Annotated in this window: 16 protein-coding genes; 3 read left to right on the forward strand and 13 right to left on the reverse strand. The window is 71.3% G+C overall.

Annotated features, from left to right (window positions below):
* The 3 genes from QP089_RS08530 to QP089_RS08540 are packed head-to-tail and all read right to left on the reverse strand — an operon-like array spanning window position 1 to window position 2,686.
* The gene (locus tag QP089_RS08530; protein WP_285910835.1) at window positions 1-1,032 is read right to left on the reverse strand and encodes an MlaD family protein; all 1,032 of its coding nucleotides are present in this window, start codon (window positions 1,030-1,032) and stop codon (window positions 1-3) included.
* A complete protein-coding gene (locus QP089_RS08535) occupies window positions 1,029-1,895 on the reverse strand; it encodes an ABC transporter permease (RefSeq protein WP_285910836.1) in 867 nt (288 codons plus the stop codon). The genes QP089_RS08530 and QP089_RS08535 overlap by 4 nt, the downstream gene beginning before the upstream one ends.
* Window positions 1,895-2,686: an MlaE family ABC transporter permease gene (locus tag QP089_RS08540; protein WP_446474016.1), complete on the reverse strand. Its 792-nt coding sequence runs from the start codon at window positions 2,684-2,686 to the stop codon at window positions 1,895-1,897. Before QP089_RS08540 ends, QP089_RS08535 begins: the two co-directional genes overlap by 1 nt.
* A 147-nt stretch (window positions 2,687-2,833) precedes the next feature.
* Here QP089_RS08540 and QP089_RS08545 point away from each other — a divergent pair, with 147 nt between their 5' ends.
* Window positions 2,834-4,675: a bifunctional sugar phosphate isomerase/epimerase/4-hydroxyphenylpyruvate dioxygenase family protein gene (locus QP089_RS08545; RefSeq protein WP_285910838.1), complete on the forward strand. Its 1,842-nt coding sequence runs from the start codon at window positions 2,834-2,836 to the stop codon at window positions 4,673-4,675.
* A gap of 104 nt (window positions 4,676-4,779) precedes the next feature.
* Window positions 4,780-5,463, forward strand: a complete 684-nt coding sequence (locus QP089_RS08550; RefSeq protein ID WP_285910839.1) for a TetR/AcrR family transcriptional regulator — start codon at window positions 4,780-4,782, stop codon at window positions 5,461-5,463.
* On the opposite strand, the gene pqqE is transcribed toward QP089_RS08550, so the two are convergent.
* From pqqE to QP089_RS08580, 6 genes are read right to left on the reverse strand one after another with little or no spacing between them, the layout of a single operon-like run.
* Window positions 5,415-6,557, reverse strand: coding sequence for a pyrroloquinoline quinone biosynthesis protein PqqE (gene pqqE / locus QP089_RS08555; protein WP_285910840.1), 1,143 nt, complete (start codon window positions 6,555-6,557; stop codon window positions 5,415-5,417). The two genes, QP089_RS08550 and pqqE, sit on opposite strands and share 49 nt — an antisense overlap.
* A complete protein-coding gene (gene pqqD / locus QP089_RS08560) occupies window positions 6,554-6,844 on the reverse strand; it encodes a pyrroloquinoline quinone biosynthesis peptide chaperone PqqD (RefSeq protein ID WP_285910841.1) in 291 nt (96 codons plus the stop codon). Before pqqD ends, pqqE begins: the two co-directional genes overlap by 4 nt.
* Window positions 6,834-7,619, reverse strand: coding sequence for a pyrroloquinoline-quinone synthase PqqC (gene pqqC, locus QP089_RS08565; protein ID WP_285910842.1), 786 nt, complete (start codon window positions 7,617-7,619; stop codon window positions 6,834-6,836). The genes pqqD and pqqC overlap by 11 nt, the downstream gene beginning before the upstream one ends.
* Entirely contained in the window at window positions 7,616-8,518 is a 903-nt protein-coding gene (gene pqqB, locus QP089_RS08570; protein ID WP_285910843.1) for a pyrroloquinoline quinone biosynthesis protein PqqB, read from the reverse strand. Before pqqB ends, pqqC begins: the two co-directional genes overlap by 4 nt.
* 10 nt (window positions 8,519-8,528) lie before the next feature.
* Window positions 8,529-8,690: a pyrroloquinoline quinone precursor peptide PqqA gene (pqqA, locus tag QP089_RS08575; protein ID WP_285910844.1), complete on the reverse strand. Its 162-nt coding sequence runs from the start codon at window positions 8,688-8,690 to the stop codon at window positions 8,529-8,531.
* A 58-nt stretch (window positions 8,691-8,748) separates the two neighbouring features.
* Entirely contained in the window at window positions 8,749-10,914 is a 2,166-nt protein-coding gene (locus QP089_RS08580; RefSeq protein ID WP_285910845.1) for an outer membrane protein assembly factor BamB family protein, read from the reverse strand.
* Between the two features lie 280 nt (window positions 10,915-11,194).
* On the opposite strand from QP089_RS08580, the gene QP089_RS08585 reads away from it, so the two are divergent.
* Window positions 11,195-12,184: a ThuA domain-containing protein gene (locus QP089_RS08585; RefSeq protein ID WP_285910846.1), complete on the forward strand. Its 990-nt coding sequence runs from the start codon at window positions 11,195-11,197 to the stop codon at window positions 12,182-12,184.
* Window positions 12,185-12,352: 168 nt separating this feature from the next.
* Here QP089_RS08585 and QP089_RS08590 read toward each other — a convergent pair whose 3' ends face one another.
* From QP089_RS08590 to QP089_RS08605, 4 genes are read right to left on the reverse strand one after another with little or no spacing between them, the layout of a single operon-like run.
* Window positions 12,353-13,126: an ABC transporter ATP-binding protein gene (locus tag QP089_RS08590; RefSeq protein WP_285910847.1), complete on the reverse strand. Its 774-nt coding sequence runs from the start codon at window positions 13,124-13,126 to the stop codon at window positions 12,353-12,355.
* A complete protein-coding gene (locus QP089_RS08595; RefSeq protein WP_285910848.1) occupies window positions 13,123-14,937 on the reverse strand; it encodes a branched-chain amino acid ABC transporter ATP-binding protein/permease in 1,815 nt (604 codons plus the stop codon). The genes QP089_RS08590 and QP089_RS08595 overlap by 4 nt, the downstream gene beginning before the upstream one ends.
* A 23-nt stretch (window positions 14,938-14,960) precedes the next feature.
* Window positions 14,961-15,830, reverse strand: coding sequence for a branched-chain amino acid ABC transporter permease (locus tag QP089_RS08600; protein WP_151539931.1), 870 nt, complete (start codon window positions 15,828-15,830; stop codon window positions 14,961-14,963).
* Window position 15,831: 1 nt separating this feature from the next.
* The gene (locus QP089_RS08605) at window positions 15,832-16,989 is read right to left on the reverse strand and encodes an ABC transporter substrate-binding protein (RefSeq protein WP_285910849.1); all 1,158 of its coding nucleotides are present in this window, start codon (window positions 16,987-16,989) and stop codon (window positions 15,832-15,834) included.
* Window positions 16,990-17,010 lie beyond the last annotated feature (21 nt).

A 17,010-nucleotide genomic window follows, 5' to 3' on the forward strand; every position in this document is an offset into this window, starting at 1 on the left:
TCACCGGCCTCCCTTCGTTCCGCCGCCCGGGCCGCACAGGCCGAGGATCAGCGCGCACGGGTCGGTCGGCAGGAACGCCTCGGACCGCAGGTAGTGCTTGCCGCCGGGACCCGGCGCCGAGGCCAGTTCCTGGTAGAGCGGCAGGATGCGGTTGCCGGTGCGGACCGCGTCCCCGAGCAGGCCGAGCTGGGAGTAGATGACCGCGGCGGCGCGCTCCCCGCTGCGGAACGCCTCGCCGAGCTGCCCGCCGCGCTTGTCGAAGCCGTGGGCGACCAGCGCCGACAGCGCGGAGATCTGGTCGGCGAAGTCGCCGAGCCGTCCCTTGCGGCCGCTCGCCGCGGCGGTGATGAGCGCGTCGGCGTCCCCACTGATCCCCGCGATCTCGTCGCCCGATCCGGACAGCGCGCCGCTCAGCTTCGCGCCGTCGGAGACGAACCGGCGGGCGTCTCCCCGGTGCTTGTAGGCGACGTTCAGCAGGACGCCGCTCTGGTCGATGACGGCGGCCAGCTTCGCGCCCTGCCCGTCCAGGCCCTGTGCGGCCGTGTGGACGATCGTGTAGACGTCCTCGGGAGCGATCGCGCCCAGCTGCCTGTCGGCGTCGGCGAGCAGATCGGACAGGTCCTGCGGATCGGACGTGCGCGCGATCCTCGCGCCCGAGGCGAGATACGGGCCGGCGCCTTCGTGCGTGCCCGGGATCAGGTCGACGAACTTGGGGCCGAACGCCGAGGCGGGCTCGATGGAGGCGGTCACCGTGTCCGGGACGCGCATGCCGGAGTCGAGCCGCAGCGTCAGCCGCGCCTTGCCGTCCTCGGCCAACCGCACCCGCTGCACCGAGCCGACCTGGACACCGCGGACCTTCACCGGCGCGCCCTTGCCGAGCCCCTGCCCGGCGCGGCCGAACTCGGCGGTCAGCACCGTCCCGCCGTCCTGGAACGGCTTGGCGACCAGCGCCCACAGGACCGCCGCGACCACGGCCAGCGTGAGCGCCGTGATCAGCAGCCGGCGCGGCAGGGAGAGCTCCTCGTTGATCATCCGCTCAGCCTCACCGTCGCGCCGCCGCCCCAGAACACGTACGACAGCAGCAGGTTCAGGGTCACGATCGTCACGATCGACAGCCGGATCGCCCGGCCCGCCGCGCGCCCCACCCCGGCCGGCCCGCCGGTGGCGTAGTAGCCGTAGAAGCAGTGGATGGTGATGACGGCGAAGGCGAACACCGCGACCTTGACCGAGCTGTAGACCAGGTCGATCGTCGGCAGGTACAGCCGGAAGTAGTAGTCGTACACGCCCGGCGCGAGGTCGAAGAACTCCGTGCTGATCAGCCGGGTCGCGAAGAAGCTGGCGAACAGCGCGATCAGGTACAGCGGGACGAGCGCGACCAGCGCGGCCACCACCCGCGTGCACACCAGGTAGGCGAACGACCCGATGCCCATGACCTCCAGCGCGTCGATCTCCTCGGAGATCCGCATCGCGCCCAGCTCGGCGGTGAACGCCGACCCGCACTGCGCCGCCAGCGCGGTCGCCGCGATCACCGGGGTGATCTCCCGGACGTTGGCGAACGAGCCGACCAGCCCCATGAACGACTGCGCGCCGATCGACTCCAGGCCGGTGTAGCCCTGCAGCCCCACCTCGGTGCCGACGAAGAACGCCATCGTGAAGATCACGAAGATCATGCCGCCGCCGACCACGGTCGCCCCCGCGCCCACGACGACGTCGCTGACGTGCCGGGCGACCGTCCGCGCGTACTTGCGGTGCCACACCAGGTCGCGGGCGGAGTACAGCAGCACCCGGTACACGAACACCGGCCACTGCGCGAGGTCGCCGGTCCGCTCGGCGAGCCGCCCCGCCGCCCGCAGCCCGGACCGTCCGGCCCGTCCGGCCGCCATCGGACCCGCCATCAGATCTTCGGCGGGAACGCGACGAAGTACACCGTCGTGATCACGTAGTTGAGGGCGAACACCAGCATGAAGGCGACCACGATCGCCCGGTTCACCGCGCGGCCGACCCCGACCGGGCTCTGCGCGCAGGTCATCCCCATGTGGCAGGCCACGACCGCGGCGACCAGCCCGAACAGCCACGCCTTCAGCAGCGTCACGACCAGGTCGGACACCTGCAGCAGCGAGACCGCGCCGTCGAAGTACGCGCCCGGGGTGACGTCCTGCAGCAGCACGTTGAACACGAACCCGCCGGCGGCGCCGGAGACGATGACCAGCGAGGCCAGCAGCGTCGAGATCAGGCTGGACGCCCACAGCCGCGGGGTGACCAGCCGGTGCACCGGGTTGACCGCCATCGTCTCCATCGCGGCCAGCTCGTCGCGGATCCTGCGTGCGCCCATGTCGGCGGTCATCGCCGAGCCGCCCGCGCCCGCGATGATGAGCGCGGCGGCGATCGGGGCGACCTCGCGCACCAGGCCGACGACGACCGCTCCCCCGGTCGCCGACTGCGCGCCGAGCTGGGCCGCCAGCTGCCCCACCTGCAACGCCACGGTCGCGCCGAGCGGCAGCGACACCAGGATCACCGGCAGGCTCGTCACCCGCGCGAGGAACCACGCCTGCTCGGCGAACTCCCAGAACCACCGGCGCACGTCCCAGGTGCGCCGCAGCCCCTCCAGCGCGATGACGAACAGCTCACCGACCTCGCCGAGCAGCCCGTGGACGCGGCCCGGCAGATGGGCGACGGCCACGATGATCACCTCCCCGGATCCGGACGCCGTCGAGCACGGGACACCCTAGGGCAACTATTGGCGATGCGCCAATAGCAACTGTCGATCCGTCAGCAGGTCGGGCGGTGCTACCCTAACGGACTAGTTCGTCCATAAAGAGGGGACTATCGCGGCATGCGCAGGTCAATCGCGACCGTGTCGCTCAGCGGCTCGCTGGCGGACAAGCTGACGGCGATCGGCGGCGCCGGGTTCGACGGCGTCGAGATCTTCGAGAACGACCTGCTCGCCGCCGACCTGAGCCCCGAGGACGTGCGGCGCCGCGCAGCCGATCTCGGCCTGGCCGTCGAGCTGTACCAGCCGTTCCGCGACTTCGAGGCGGTGCCGCCGGACGTGCTGGCGGCCGGGCTGCGGCGGGCGGAGCACAAGTTCGCGGTGATGGAGCGCCTCGGCGTCACGCGGCTGCTGGTGTGCTCGAGCGTGTCCCCGGCCGCGATCGACGACGACGCGCTCGCCGCCGAGCAGCTCCGGCTGCTCGCCGAGCGCGCGGCCGAGCACGGGATCCGGATCGCCTACGAGGCGCTCGCGTGGGGGCGGCACGTCAGCGACTATTTCCACGCCTGGCGGATCGTGCGCATGGCCGACCATCCCAATCTGGGACTGTGCCTGGACAGCTTCCACATATTGGCGCGGGACGTCGATCCGTACGCGATCCGCACGATTCCCGGCGACAAGATCTTCTTCTTGCAGCTCGCCGACGCTCCGTCCCTGCCGATGGACGTGCTCTATTGGAGCCGCCATTACCGGTGTTTCCCGGGGCAGGGGGATCTGGACGTGGCGGGGCTCGTCGCCCATGTCCTCCACACGGGATATGACGGGCCATTGTCGCTGGAGGTGTTCAACGACATCTTCCGGCAGGCGGCCTCCATGCGCACCGCGCAGGACGCCATGCGCTCGCTCATCGCGCTGGAGGAGCAGGTCCGGCGGCTCACCGGCGACGCGGTCCCGGGGCTGACGGCTCCGCCTCCCCCGGTCGTGCCGACCGGGTTCGCGTTCGCCGAGCTGGCGGCGCCGCCCGCCGGCCCGCTCGGGACCCTCCTGGACGCCCTGGGGTTCGTCCGCACCGGACGGCACGCCGGCAAGCCGGTGGAGCTGTGGGAGCAGGGCGCGGCCCGCGTGCTGGTGAACAGCGGCAGCGCGGAGAGCCCGGACGGTCCCGCGCTCGGCGCGATCGGGCTGGAGTCGCTGGACCCGGCCGCGGCGGTCAAGCGCGCCGAGGCGCTGCTGTCCCCCGTCCTGCCGCGGCTGCGCGGGCCGCACGACGCCCCGCTGGACGCCGTCGCCGCGCCCGACGGGACCGAGGTCTTCTTCTGCCGGACGGCGCGTCCCGACCACCCCGACTGGACCGACGACTTCTCGGCGGACCGGCGGAGCGCCGACCCTGCCGCCGCCGAGATCACGCATATCGATCACGTGGCGCTCACCCAGCCGTGGCATCACTTCGACGAGGCGTCGCTGTTCTACCGGAGCGTTCTCGGGCTCCGCCCGCACGAGAGCCTGGAATTGCCCGATCCCCATGGCCTCATGCGCAGCCGCGCGGTGTCCACCGAGGACGGCCGGGTGCGGGTGGCGCTCAATGTCGCCTATGTCGGCGCGCACGACGGATCGCACAGCACGGCGTGGCAGCACGTCGCACTGGCGAGCAGGGACATCGCCGCGACGGCCCGGAGGGTCCGCGCGTCCGGCGCGGCGATACTCGCCATTCCGGACAACTATTACGACGACCTCGAAGCGCGGTACGACCTCGGCACGGAAAGGCACCGGCTGCTCCGGGAACTGGACCTTCTCTACGACCGGGACGAGCACGGCGAGTTCCTGCATTTCTACACCGAGACGACCGGGCGGGTGTTCTTCGAGATCGTCCAGCGCATCGGCGGATACCGCGGATACGGTGCCGTGAACGCGCCGATCCGGCTGGCCGCGCAGCACGCCCGCCCGCACCGCCGCCGCCCGGGCTGACCCCCGCCGGACGCCGCCCCGGGACCACTCGTGGTCAGCGCGCGGGACCGGCGGCCGGGCCGCCATAGGATGAGTTCCCGTCCGCAACCATGTCGTGGAGTCGCATGTCGTCGCAGTCCGTCACAGCCGCCTCGGGAGACCGCCGGCGTGACGCCGACCGCACCCGCGCGGAGATCCTCGAGGTCGCGCAGCGGGAGTTCGCGCGGCACGGGTACGCCGGCGCCCGGGTGGACGACATGGCCGCGCTCATGCGCACCACCAAGCGGATGATCTACTACTACTTCGGGGGCAAGGAGAAGCTGTACGTCGCCGTGCTGGAGAAGGCCTACGGCGAGGTGCGCAAGCTGGAGTCGACGATCGACGTCCAGCACCTGGCGCCGGTGGAGGCGATCCGCACGCTGGCCGAGCTGACCTTCGACCACCACGAGGCGCATCCGGACTTCATCAAGCTGGTCAGCATCGAGAACATCCACCAGGCCGAGCATCTGCGCAAGTCGGAGGCGCTGCCGAACCTCAGCGGCCCGGTCGCGGAGCTGATCTCGCAGATCCTGGAGGCCGGCCGGGCGAGCGGCGACTTCGTGGCCGGGGCGGACGCCATCGACGTGCACATGATGATCAGTTCGTTCTGCTTCTTCCGGATCGCCAACCAGCACACGTTCGGCGCGCTGTTCGGCCGGGACATGACCGCACCGGAGCACCGGCGGCGGCACCGCGAGATGATCGGCGAGATGGTCGTCGCCTACCTGACGGGCGCGGGACGCGGGCCGCTCGGCCGCACCGGCCCCTGACCGCGCGCGCCGCCGGGCCTGCGGTAGACGAACTCCGGCTCCGCGCCGGGCGCCTGCCCGGCGAGGGCGGCGGGGTCGCTCACCAGATGGTGGTCGGGTGACAGGGCGCAGGCCGGGTCCGTGCGGGAGGCGTCGCCGGTCAGCGCGTGCGCCTGGCACCGGCATCCGCCGAAGTCGATCTCGCGGCGCGGGCAGTCGCCGCACGGCCCGCTCATCCACGCGGTGCCGCGGTAGGCGTTGAAGGCCTCGGACCGCTGCCAGATCCACGCGAGCGAATGATCGCGCACGTTCGGCGGGTGCAGTTCCGTCATCGCGTAGGCGGCGGGGCACGGCAGCGCGGTCCCGTCGGGCGCCACGGTGATGGAACGGGCGCCCCAGCCGCCCATGCATGGTTTCGGCACCCCCTCGTAGTAGTCGGGAAGGACCCACACGAGTTCCGGGCCGCCCGGCCTCTCCCGGTGCTCGGCCACCGTCTGCTTGGCGCGATCGAACTGCTCCCGGGTAGGCAGCAGGACGTCCCGGTTGCGGAGGGCCCAGCCGTAGAACTGCGCGTTGGCCAGTTCGATGCGGTCGGCTCCCCAGCTTTCGCCGAGTTCGATGATCTCGGGCAGGCGGTCCAGGTTGTGCCGGTGCAGGACGACGTTGAGCCCGAATGGCAGCCCGGTGGCGCGGATGACGGCCGCGGCGCGTTCCTTCGCCGCGAAGGACGTGCGCCCGGCGATGAGGTCGGAGTTCTTCCGGTCGGCGTCCTGCACCGAGAGCTGCACGCTGTTGATCCCGGCGCCGGCGAGCGCGTCCAGCCGCTCGGCGGTCAGCGCGAGGCCGCTGGTGACGAGCTGGGTGTAGACGCCCGCCCGGTGCGCCGCCGCCACGATCTCCTCCAGGTCGGGACGCAGGAGCGGTTCACCGCCCGAGAGGTGCGCCTGGACGATGCCGAGGTCGGCGGCCTCGGTGAAGACCCGCGCCCACTCCTCCGCCGCCAGTTCGGTGCTGCGCCGGACCAGTTCCAGCGGGTTGGAGCAGTAGGGGCAGTGCAGCGGGCACGCGTGGGTCAGTTCGGCGAGCAGCGCCCATGGCGCGGCGGGTTCGGTCATTGCAGCCATCCCTCGGCGCGGATCCTCGCGACGAATTCGGGGACGTCCCGTTCGAGCGGGGCGTCCGGGTGCTCGGCGGCGAGCGCGGCGATGATGCCGGCGACGGTGCGGTGCCCGTCGCAGAGCCGCAGGATGCGCCCGGCCTCCGGGCTGAGCACGACGGCCCGCTCCGGCATCAGCAGCAGCTCGGCCCCGCGGACGCGGTCATAGCGGAGCAGGACGGAGCGGGCGAGCGCGGGCCGCTCGTCCCCCGCGACCGTCGTCGTCCGGGCGCGTTCAGCCGGCATCCGCGGTCCCGGGGTTCACGGTTCCGGTCTTCGGGGCGCCCGCGTGCTCGACCGCGTCCAGCAGGGACCAGAGCACATCGCATTTGAAGGTGAACGCCGCCAGCACCCGCTCCTGGTCGGCACGGGTCTCGGCCCATCGATGCACCAGGGCGAGAGCTTCATCGGCGTCGCGGCGGCCCTGCTGCACGCGAACCTGGAAATAGCGCAGCCCTTCCGGCTCGATCCAGGGGTAGTGGCGTTCCCAGGCTCCGATCCTCGTGACCATCAGGTCGGGCGCGAAGAGCTCGGTCAGGGACGAGGCGATCGCCTCCAGGGGCGTGGCGAGGCGGCAGAAGTTCACGTAGCCCTCGACGGCGAACCGGACGCCGGGCAGGACGCCTTCCCCCGAGAGCAGCAGCACGCGGTCCAGGCCGACGGCCTCGCCGAGACGCAGCCACCGCTCGATGCCGCCCGCGTCCGCGGAATCGCCGCCGCCGCCGTCCCGGCCGTCGTGGTCGTGGATGCGCCGGATCCAGCTGCGGCGCAGTTCCCGGTCGTCGAGCTTGGCCAGGATGAGGGCGTCCTTGATCGGGATGTGCCGCTGGTAGTGGAACCGGTTCAGCACCCAGCAGCGCAGCTCCTCCGGCGCCAGCAGCCCGTCGTGCATGCGCAGGTTGAACGGGTGCCGGTGGTGGTAGCGCTCGGCGGCGATCTCGCGGAGCCGGTCCTCCAGTTCGCCGGGCGTCCAGGGCAGGGGGCCGGCGGCGCGGGGCGGGGCGTCCGTCGTCGGGTTCACAGTTCGATCACCTGGCCTTCCGATGCGACCTCGATCCCCATCCCGGCGAGGGTGCGGTGGCCGTCGTGGCCGGGGTCGACGAGGGGGTTGGTGTTGTTCAGGTGGGTGTAGAGGCGGCGTGCCGCGGGCAGTGCCGCGAGCCGTTCCGCTGTCCCGTCCGGGCCGCTGATCGGCAGGTGGCCCATCTCGGTGGCGGTCCGCTGGGTGAAGCCGGAACGGCGTGGTTCGTCGTCGTCCCAGAACGTCCCGTCGACGATGACGCAGGCCGCCTCTGCGAGCGCGCGGTCGAGTGCGGGCGGCCAGCCGGCGAGCGCCGGTGCGTAGACGAGGCCCGCGCCGCTGCGCCGGTCGGTGACGTGCAGCGCCACGGACCACGCCCCGTCCGGCACGTCGAGGTCGGCTGCGTAGCGGGGGCGCTTGCCCGAGACGCGGACGGCCCGGACCTCCAGGCCGTCCGTGCCTCCGAGCGGAGCGGTCCCGTCCTCGGGGAGGTCCGACCAGGTCAGCGCGGTGTACGGGGCGAGGACGCGGTCCAGCCGCAGCCCGCGCGCCAGCGCGTCGCGGACGGTGCCGGTCGCGAGGACGTGCAGGCCGGACGCCTCGCGCAGGCGCGGCAGCCCGAGCGTGTGGTCGAGTTCGGCGTCGGTGAGGACCACTCCCGCGACCGGGGTCCGGCGCCGCTCCGGACCGGGATGCAGGTCCGGGTTCGCCTCGATCTGCTCGGCGATGTCCGGGGTCGCGTTGACCACGTACCAGCGTCCCTCGGACGCCTCGAGCGCGATCGAGGCGTGCAGGCGGCGCCACGACGGGTGCGCGCGGGCGGCGGCGCACCCGTGGCACGCGCAGTTCCACTGGGGGACGCCGCCGCCCGCGGCGGTGCCGAGTATCCGCACCCTCATCGGGGTGGAATCAGATCTCGACGCCGAAGTAGGCCGTGACCTCCAGAGAGGTCTCCACCACCTGGTAGTCGGGCGTGGCCCAGGAGGCGGCCCGCTGGGCGGCGGCGTCCTGCGCCTGTGTGTCGGGGAGGTCGACGTGCGCGGTCTGGGCGTCGGGGATGTGGAGGGTCATCTCTGGTGCTTCCCTTCCGTGGGGGATCTGTGCGGCCCGGGGCTCACCGCCCCGGGGGTCACTGGACGACGATCTTCCCGGTGCTCTGCGGGAAGACCGGGTCGTTGTAGAAGTACTCGCCGCGCTTGGTGAACGTGTGCTTGGAGGACTCGCCGGGCTTGAGCCTCCCGGTGTTGAACACGTGCTCGAAGAACGACGCGGCGCCGTGCGAGTGCTCGTTGCCGGACGGGTTCACGAACGTGACCTCGGTGCCGACCGGAACGGTCATGTTCTGCGGGGACATCGCGTTCTGCGCGACGGTGTTCTCCTCGCCGCCGGGCGCGCCCGCGGCGGAGTTCCAGATCCGGCCGAGGGTGACGGTGTTGTTCGCGTCCGCGCCGGCGACGGGCGCGGTGCGGATCTGGTTGCGCTTGGACGGCGGGGTCGGCGCGGGCGCCGGGCCGATCTGGCCGTTCAGCTTGAACGCCCACAGGTGGTCGCCCTTGGGGATGTCGGGGTAGGGCAGTCCGCTGCCGCCGGCGAAGACCGCGATGTACTGCTCGCCGTCGATCTCGTAGGTGACCGGGCTGGTGTGGACGCCGGCGCCGCACTGCCAGCTCCACAGGTCGCGGCCGGTGGCGTCGTCCATCGCGTGCAGCACGCCGTCCGGGCCGCCCTGGAACATGATGCGTCCGGCGGTGGTGAGGATCCCGTTGCCGTGGGCGAGCGACCACTCGCCCTCCTTGCGCCACACGGGCTTGTTGGTGCGCGGGTCCACGGCGACGATGCCGCCGGAGAAGTACTCGCCGAGCGGCCGCGCGGTGTTGACGCGTCCGCCGTTGGTGTTGGAGTAGGAGGAGTTGATGAGCCCGTACCCGACGTAGACGAACCCGGTGTACGGGCTGAACGACATGTACGACCAGTCCGCGCCGCCGCCGGCGCCGGGGAACAGGATGGTCGCGTCGTCCCAGAACGGCGTGAAGATCTCGCCGGTCGGGTAGTACGGGACGGGCCGGGTGGTGTCGTGGTAGCTCGGCGCCTGGTGCACGAACGGCTCGCCGCCCGGGAACGGCTGCGTCGGCCAGGTCTTCTGCCGCGGCTCCTGCGGGACGGGGCGCTCGGTGATGCCGTGCACGCCCTTGCCGGTCTCGCGGTCCAGGATGTAGAACATCCCGACCTTGCTGCCGTACACGACGACCTTGCGCTTGCGGTGGCCGATCCTCAGGTCGATCAGGACCGGCGCCATGACGTTGTCGAAGTCCCAGATGTCGTGGTGGACGGACTGGAAGTGCCAGCGCCGCTTGCCGGTCTTGGCGTCGATGGCGACCAGGCAGTTGGCGAACAGGTTCGTCCCGCCGCGGGTGGAGCCGTTGGTGCGCGGATAGGGGTTGCCGAACGTCCAGTAGACGAGGCCGAGCTCGGGGTCGATCGCCGGGTGGATCCAGCAGACGGCGCCGCCGGTCTTCCAGGTGTCGCCCTCCCAGGTGTCGTTGCCGAACTCGCCGGGTCCGGGCGGGCCCCAGAACGTCCAGGCGATCTCGCCTGTGCGGGCGTTGAGGGCGTAGGCGCGGCCGCGGGCGCCGGCGGTGCTGCCCTCGGTGCCGACGTAGATGAGGCCGTCGAAGTAGACGATGGCGCCGGCGAGGCCGCCGCGGTTGCCGCCGCACTGGCCTTCCTGCGGGTCGCAGTTCGGGTCGCCCTCACCGGCGACGAGCAGTTCGCGCTGCCACACGACGGCGCCGGTCTTCTGGTCGAGCGCGTAGACGATGTTGGAGCCGGACGTGGTGAAGACCAGCCCCTCCCCCAGCCCGACGCCGCGCATGTTGGTCTGCTGCGAGCCGACGCTGGTCTTCCACTTGATCTCGCCGGTGCGGCCGTCGACGGCGAAGACGTTCTGCTGGGCGCTCTGGACGTAGAGCACGCCGTCCTGGGCGACGATCGTGCTCTGCTGCGCGCGCCCGGACGTGCTGCCGCCCTCGAGGTTGGTGTGCCAGGCGCCGCCGAGGTGCCGGACGTTCCCGCGGTTGATCCTCCGCAGGGCGGAGTGGTTCTGGTTCCCGAGGTCGCCGCAGACCTTGGGGAAGTCGCGGCCGGTGGTCCCGAAGGCGGTCGGCTGCGGCGGGACGGGCAGCGCGAGGCCGGAGGCGCCGGTGTCGGCGCCGGCCGCCGGAGTGCGGAGCGGCGTGAAGGCCACGGTGCCGCCGACGACCGCGGCCGCCCCGGTCAGGAAGTTCCGTCGATCCATGCTCTCTCCCATCCCGTGGTCCGCTAGGCGGACTTAATGATCCGATCGACGGACGACACGGTAAGCCGCTCCGGCGGCCCTGGCAATAGCCTGCACCTCGAACGGCTCCCGCACATCGGTAATTTCACCAGTCATGACGGCGAGATTCGCGAAACTCGGCGACGGCGGGCGGCGTCCGGGTATTGCCGACGGCAGTTCGAAGTGAGATCGTCCTAGAACCTCTAGACGGTTCAATTGGTCCGCTAGATGGATCAGCGAATGCCGGAAAGGAACCCACCCCATGAGGAGACCCTCGTCCCCCCTGCTGACGGCGTTCGGCGCGGCGCTCGGCACGGCCGCCGTGCTGGCCGCGGCGACGCTGACCGGCGGCGCGCCCGCCGCGGCCGGCCCGCTCGCCAAGACGAAGAACGCCGGCGCCCAGGAGCTCGGCGACCCGGTCTACGGCGTCTGCCGCGGCACGAACCCCCGCTGCTACCACGACTGGGGCAACTTCGACCCCGCCAAGGGCTACCGGATCCTCGTCTACAGCCGCACCGCCGGCCCCCGGCACGCCAACCTCGGCCCGGCGCTCGGCGCGGGCCTGAACCCGCCGCTCAGCGACGCCAACGTGGCCCAGAAGGCCCTGGTGAAGATGGGGCAGGACAACGGGTTCGGCGTCGACTGGACCGAGGACGTGACGCAGCTCGCCTCGCCGTCGACGCTGCTGCGCTACAACGCCGTCGTCTTCATGAGCACCACCCGCGACACCCTCGACGACGCGGCCCAGACCTCGCTGCGGCAGTACATCCGCGGCGGCGGCGGGTTCGTCGGCATCCACAACGCCTTCGGCACCGAGTACAACTGGCCCTGGTACGAGGGGCTCCTCGGCGGCGCCAACTTCTACGACCACGGGCGCGCGCAGCCCGGAACCGTCCAGACCGTCGACCGCAAGGACGCCTCCACCGCGGGGCTGCCGGGCCGGTGGAACTTCAGCGACGAGTGGTACAACCTCATCCCGTTCCCGAGCGAGGTGCGGTTCCTCGCCACCGTGGACGAGAAGACCCTCACCCAGGGCGTCGCGGGCAACATGAACCACCCGGGGCACGGCTCGTTCCATCCCGTCGCCTGGTGCCAGTACTACGACGGCGGCCGCGCCTGGCTGACCACGCTCGGGCACGACGCCAAGGCGTTCACCGACGACGGCACGACCTTCCCCGGCGCCAAGGAGTTCCAGAGCCTGGTGCTGAACGGCATCGAGTCCGCGATGGGCATGAAGCCGTTCTGCCGCTGACCCGCGCGGCGCGCTCGTCCTCCGCCCGCCGGCGGCCCGGGAGACCCCCGGCCGCCGGCGGGCGCTCGCATGTCCGGTCGTCCCGGATCTGTCCCTCATGCCGCCTCCGGCAGGGCGAGGGGCCGCGCCGCGTCGGCGCGCGGCACGGCCCCTGGACTCCGCAGCCGCCTAGAGGCCCAGGTAGATGCGGCGGACCTGGACGTCGTCGCGCAGGTCGCGGGAGGTGCCGACCATCGCGACCTCGCCGTTCTCCATGACGACGCAGTCGCTGGTCGCCTCGAACGTCAGCTTGGCGTTCTGCTCGACCAGCAGCAGGCTGAGGCCCTCCTCGCGCAGCCGCAGCAGGACCGCGAGGATGTCCTCGACGAGCTTGGGCGACAGGCCCATGGACGGCTCGTCCAGCAGGATCAGCCGGGGCCGGGCCATCAGCGCGCGCCCCACGGCCAGCATCTGCTGCTGGCCGCCGGACAGCGCGCCCGCCAGGCGCGACCGCATCTCCCCCAGCACCGGGAACAGCTCGTAGACCTCGGTGAGCGACCCTTTCGTCTCCGCGCCGCGCCACGGGCGGGCGTACGCGCCGAGCATCAGGTTCTTCTCCACGGTGAGGCCGGGGAAGACGTGCCGGCCCTCGGGGACGTAGCCGATCCCGTGCCGGACGACGTCGCGCGCCTTGACCTTGGTGAGGTCCGTGTCGCCGAAGGTGACGCGCCCGCCGCTGCGCGGCACCAGCCCCATCAGCGCCTTGAGCGTCGAGGTCTTGCCCGCGCCGTTCGCGCCGATGATCCCGAGCGACTGGCCGGGCTCGACCGTGAACCCGATCGAGCTGACGGCGCAGACGCCCCCGTAGTGGACCGAGAGGTCCTCCACGGTGAGCGTCGCCGGTTCCGGTCGCGCGGCGGCCTCGGTCCGCTCGCCGTCCTCGGTCGTGGTGTCGGCGTTCATGAGCTCACCTCGCTCGGGTTCGGCAGCGGCATCTCGGCCATGGCGGAGTCCCCGAGGTACGCCTCGATCACCGCGTGGTCGGCGACGACCTCGGCGGGCGTCCCCTCGGCGATGATCGACCCGCCGGCGAGGACCGTCACCCGCTCGCACAGCGACATCACCAGGCCCATGTTGTGCTCGATGAGCACGACGGTGACGCCGCTGTCCCGGATGGACCGGACGATCTCGGCGAGCTGGCGCACCTCCTCGCCGTTCAGCCCGGCGGCGGGCTCGTCGAGCAGCAGCAGGCGCGGCGACCCGGCCATCGCGCGGGCGATCTCGATCCGGCGCTGGATGCCGTAGGGCAGCGAGCCGGGCGCCGCCGAGGCGAACTCGGCCAGCCCGAACCGGCGGAGCAGCGCGTCGGCCTGCCGGTGCAGGCGGCGCTCCTGCCGCCAGATCCCGATGGGCCACAGCGCGTACTTCCAGATCGCGTACGTGCGGGACCGGTCCAGCGCGACCAGCAGGTTGTCCCGGACGGTCAGCTCCCCGAACAGCCGGAGGTTCTGGAACGTGCGGGCCAGGCCGAGCCGCGAGAGCCGGTACGGGCGCGAGCCGGAGACGACGTTCCCCTCCATCAGCACCCGTCCGCCGGACGGTCTGTAGAAGCCGCTGATGACGTTGAAGAGCGTGGTCTTCCCCGAGCCGTTCGGCCCCACGATGCCGCGGATCTCACCGCGCTTCACCGTGAGCGACACTTCTTTCAGTGCTTTCAGCCCGCGGAATTGCTTGGAGATTTCGTTGATTTCGAGCATCGGCCGCGATTCACCGGCCGTTTCTCTTTCCGCCACCGCCTCGTACGGCTCGAACGACCGCAGGACGGCCCGTTCCGAGGTCCGGCCGAGTCGGCGGTCCAGAAGGGCCTTCAACCGGGTGGGCACCCCCGCGAGCCCGGTCGGCGCGAAGACCACCATGAGGACCACGACGACGCCGAAACCGAGCTGGGCGTAGGTGGGGTAGTCCACCAGCTGCTCGCGGATCAGCGTCAGGCCGACCGCGCCGACGACGCAGCCGACAAGGCTCTGCCGGCCGCCGATCACGACCATCGCCAGCAGCAGGAACATGTTGGCGATGTTGAAGGTGTCGGGCGCGATGTAGCGGATGAGCCCCGCGTACAGCACGCCCGCGAGGCCGCCGAACAGGCTCGACAGCATGAACGCCGTCATCCGCAGCAGCGGGATCTCCGCGCCGACCGCGCCCGCGGCGAGCGGGTCGTCGCGCATGGCCATCATCCGGCGGCCGAGCCCGGTGCGGACCACGAACAGACCGAACGCCAGCGCGAGCGCGAACACGATCACTTCGAGGTAGTAGTAGAGGTATTCGCTGGACAGGTCGACGCCGAACATCGGCGGGACGGGGATCGCCGAGATGCCCTCGGCGCCGCCCGCGATCTCGGCGTTGGTCGTCCAGTTGATGAACCCGAGCGCGAGCCCGAGCGTGACGATCCCGAGGTAGTGCGACTGCATCCGCAGCGCCGGGATGCCGACCAGCAGCCCGATCAGCGCGGACGCCACCAGCGCCAGCGCGGCGGCGGGCCAGAACCCGAAGCCGTTGTGGGTGGTGAGGATCGCGGTCGCGTACGCGCTGACCCCGAAGAACGCGATCTGCGCCAGGTTGATCTGCCCGGCGATGCCCATGGCCAGGCCCATGCCGATCGCCAGCAGCGCGAACACCAGCGCGATGTCGACGACGTGGATCGCGTAGCCGCCGACCGTGTACGGCAGCAGCCAGGCGGCGAGGGCCAGCAGCACCACCGTCCCGAGTTTGGGCATGTTTCGATGCCTGAGGAGTGCGTTCATGCGCGGCTCACCGTCGTCTCGCCGAACAGCCCGGTCGGGCGGATCATGATGGCCACGGTGAAGACCAGGAACACCACCAGTTCGGAGTAGCCCTGGAAGTGGCCGGCGGCGAAGGAGTCCAGGACCCCGATCGCGAACCCGCCGGCGATGGCGCCGGGGATGTTGCCGCAGCCGCCGAGCATGGCGGCCGCGAACCCCTTGATCCCGATGGTGCCGCCCATCGTCGGGTTCACGTACAGCAGCGGGCCGACCAGCCCGCCGGCCAGCGCGGCGAGCCCGGCGCCGATCGCGAACGCGATCGCGTTGCTGCGGCCGACGTGGATGCCGACCGCCGTGGCCGCCTCGTGGTCCATCGCGACCGCCTGCATCGCGGCGCCCATCTTGGTGCGCTGGAGGAACGCGACGAGCAGGAACACCGCCACCGCCGCGATGGCCAGCACGACGAGGTCGTAGGTGCGGACGCGGAGCCCGAAGAACTCCAGCGGGGCGCCGCCGACCGGCGTGCGGACGGCGCGTCCGGTCGCCCCCCAGATCAGGACGGCCACGGCCTGCAGGACCATCCCGAAGCCGATCGTGCCGATCAGCATCAGGGTGAAGTCCTTGTTCTCCAGCGGCCGCAGCACCCGCTCGATGAACAGGCCGATGAGGCCGGTCACCGCGATGGCCAGCACCATGGCCAGGGCGAAGGGCAGCTTGGTCGACATGTAGAACGTGGACGCGGCGTAGGCGCCGATCATGAGCACGTCGGCGTGCGCGAAGTTGACCAGGCCCATCGTGCGGTAGACGAGGGAGAACCCCATCGCCACCAGGGCGTAGATCGCACCGAGGCTCAGCCCGCCGATCAGTGTCTGAAGGAAGACCTGCATGTCAGCCGCCGGCCTTGACGACGGTCCCGTTCTTCATGATCCCGATGGAGGTCGCCTTGATGCCGACCCCCGTCTCGTCGTACTGGAAGTCGCCGAGCAGCCCCTGGTACCGCACGGCCCGGATGGCGTCCGCCAGCTTCTTGCCGGTCGCGACCTTGCTGTTCTTGAGCGCGGTGAGCAGGATCGAGGTCCCGTCGTAGGCCTTGGCGCCGTGCAGTTCGGCGGCCTCGCCGTAGGCGGCCTTGTAGGCGGCGGCGAACTTCTTGGACGCTTCGCTGACGTCGTTGCTGAGGTAGGGCGAGCTGACGATGGTGCCCTCGACGTTCTTCACGCCCGCGGTGTCGCGGTAGACGGGCGTGCCCTGCGGGGCGGCGCCGGCGAACGGCGCGGTGATGCCGAGGTCGCGGGCCTGCTTGACGATCAGGCCGGACTCGACCTCCTCCGAGCCGATGAAGATGGCCTCGGGCGACCGCTGCCGGATCTTGGTGAGCTGGGCGCTGAAGTCCTTCTGGTCGGTGGTGACGACCTCGTCGGCGACGGGCTTGATCCCGCGGTCGCCGAGCGCCTTGAGGAAGGCGTCGTGCTCCCCCTTCCCGTAGGAGCCGTTGTTGCTGATCATCGCGATCTTCTTCATCTTCCGGGTGTCCACCACGTACTTGGCGAGCGTCTCGTCGTAGGTGGTGGACGTGGGCCCGTTGAGGAACAGGAACGGGCTCTTCAGCGCCACCATCCCGTTGGACTGGCCGGAGGCGATGTTCGGGATCTCCTGCTGGCGCAGGGTGGGCGCCATGGCGATGGTGACGGCGCTCTCGGCGGTGCCGATCATCGCGATGTAGTGCTGGCTGCCGATCTTGCGGGCGAGGTTGGTGCCGACGGTCGGGTCGCCCTGGTCGTCGAAGACGTCCAGCTTGATGGTGCGGCCGTCGATGCCGCCGGCCTTGTTCCACTCGTCGACGGCGAGCTTGGCTCCCTTGTACTCCCACTTGCCGAGCGAGCTGAGCTGGCCGCTCTGCGCGTCGACCACGGCGATCTTGATGGGGCCGTCGCCGCCGGAGCCGGAGTCCTTCGACTCACCGGGGGCGCCGCAGGCCGCGGTCAGGCCCGCGGCGAGGACTCCGGCGGCCAGGGCGGAGACACGGAGTCGGGGGATGGTGCGCATGGGATTCACCTCGGTGGGTGG

This window comes from Actinomadura opuntiae (genome assembly GCF_030283205.1).
In the GTDB taxonomy this organism is placed as follows: Bacteria; Actinomycetota; Actinomycetes; order Streptosporangiales; family Streptosporangiaceae; genus Spirillospora.

Coding starts and splice junctions, on each gene's coding strand:
- QP089_RS08530 (WP_285910835.1), bottom strand. CDS start 1,032: ATGATCAACGAGGAGCTCTCCCTGCCGCGCCGGCTGCTGATCACGGCG.
- QP089_RS08535 (WP_285910836.1), bottom strand. CDS start 1,895: ATGGCGGGTCCGATGGCGGCCGGACGGGCCGGACGGTCCGGGCTGCGG.
- QP089_RS08545 (WP_285910838.1), top strand. CDS start 2,834: ATGCGCAGGTCAATCGCGACCGTGTCGCTCAGCGGCTCGCTGGCGGAC.
- QP089_RS08550 (WP_285910839.1), top strand. CDS start 4,780: ATGTCGTCGCAGTCCGTCACAGCCGCCTCGGGAGACCGCCGGCGTGAC.
- pqqE (WP_285910840.1), bottom strand. CDS start 6,557: ATGACCGAACCCGCCGCGCCATGGGCGCTGCTCGCCGAACTGACCCAC.
- pqqD (WP_285910841.1), bottom strand. CDS start 6,844: ATGCCGGCTGAACGCGCCCGGACGACGACGGTCGCGGGGGACGAGCGG.
- pqqB (WP_285910843.1), bottom strand. CDS start 8,518: ATGAGGGTGCGGATACTCGGCACCGCCGCGGGCGGCGGCGTCCCCCAG.
- pqqA (WP_285910844.1), bottom strand. CDS start 8,690: ATGACCCTCCACATCCCCGACGCCCAGACCGCGCACGTCGACCTCCCC.
- QP089_RS08580 (WP_285910845.1), bottom strand. CDS start 10,914: ATGGATCGACGGAACTTCCTGACCGGGGCGGCCGCGGTCGTCGGCGGC.
- QP089_RS08585 (WP_285910846.1), top strand. CDS start 11,195: ATGAGGAGACCCTCGTCCCCCCTGCTGACGGCGTTCGGCGCGGCGCTC.
- QP089_RS08590 (WP_285910847.1), bottom strand. CDS start 13,126: ATGAACGCCGACACCACGACCGAGGACGGCGAGCGGACCGAGGCCGCC.
- QP089_RS08595 (WP_285910848.1), bottom strand. CDS start 14,937: ATGCCCAAACTCGGGACGGTGGTGCTGCTGGCCCTCGCCGCCTGGCTG.
- QP089_RS08600 (WP_151539931.1), bottom strand. CDS start 15,830: ATGCAGGTCTTCCTTCAGACACTGATCGGCGGGCTGAGCCTCGGTGCG.
- QP089_RS08605 (WP_285910849.1), bottom strand. CDS start 16,989: ATGCGCACCATCCCCCGACTCCGTGTCTCCGCCCTGGCCGCCGGAGTC.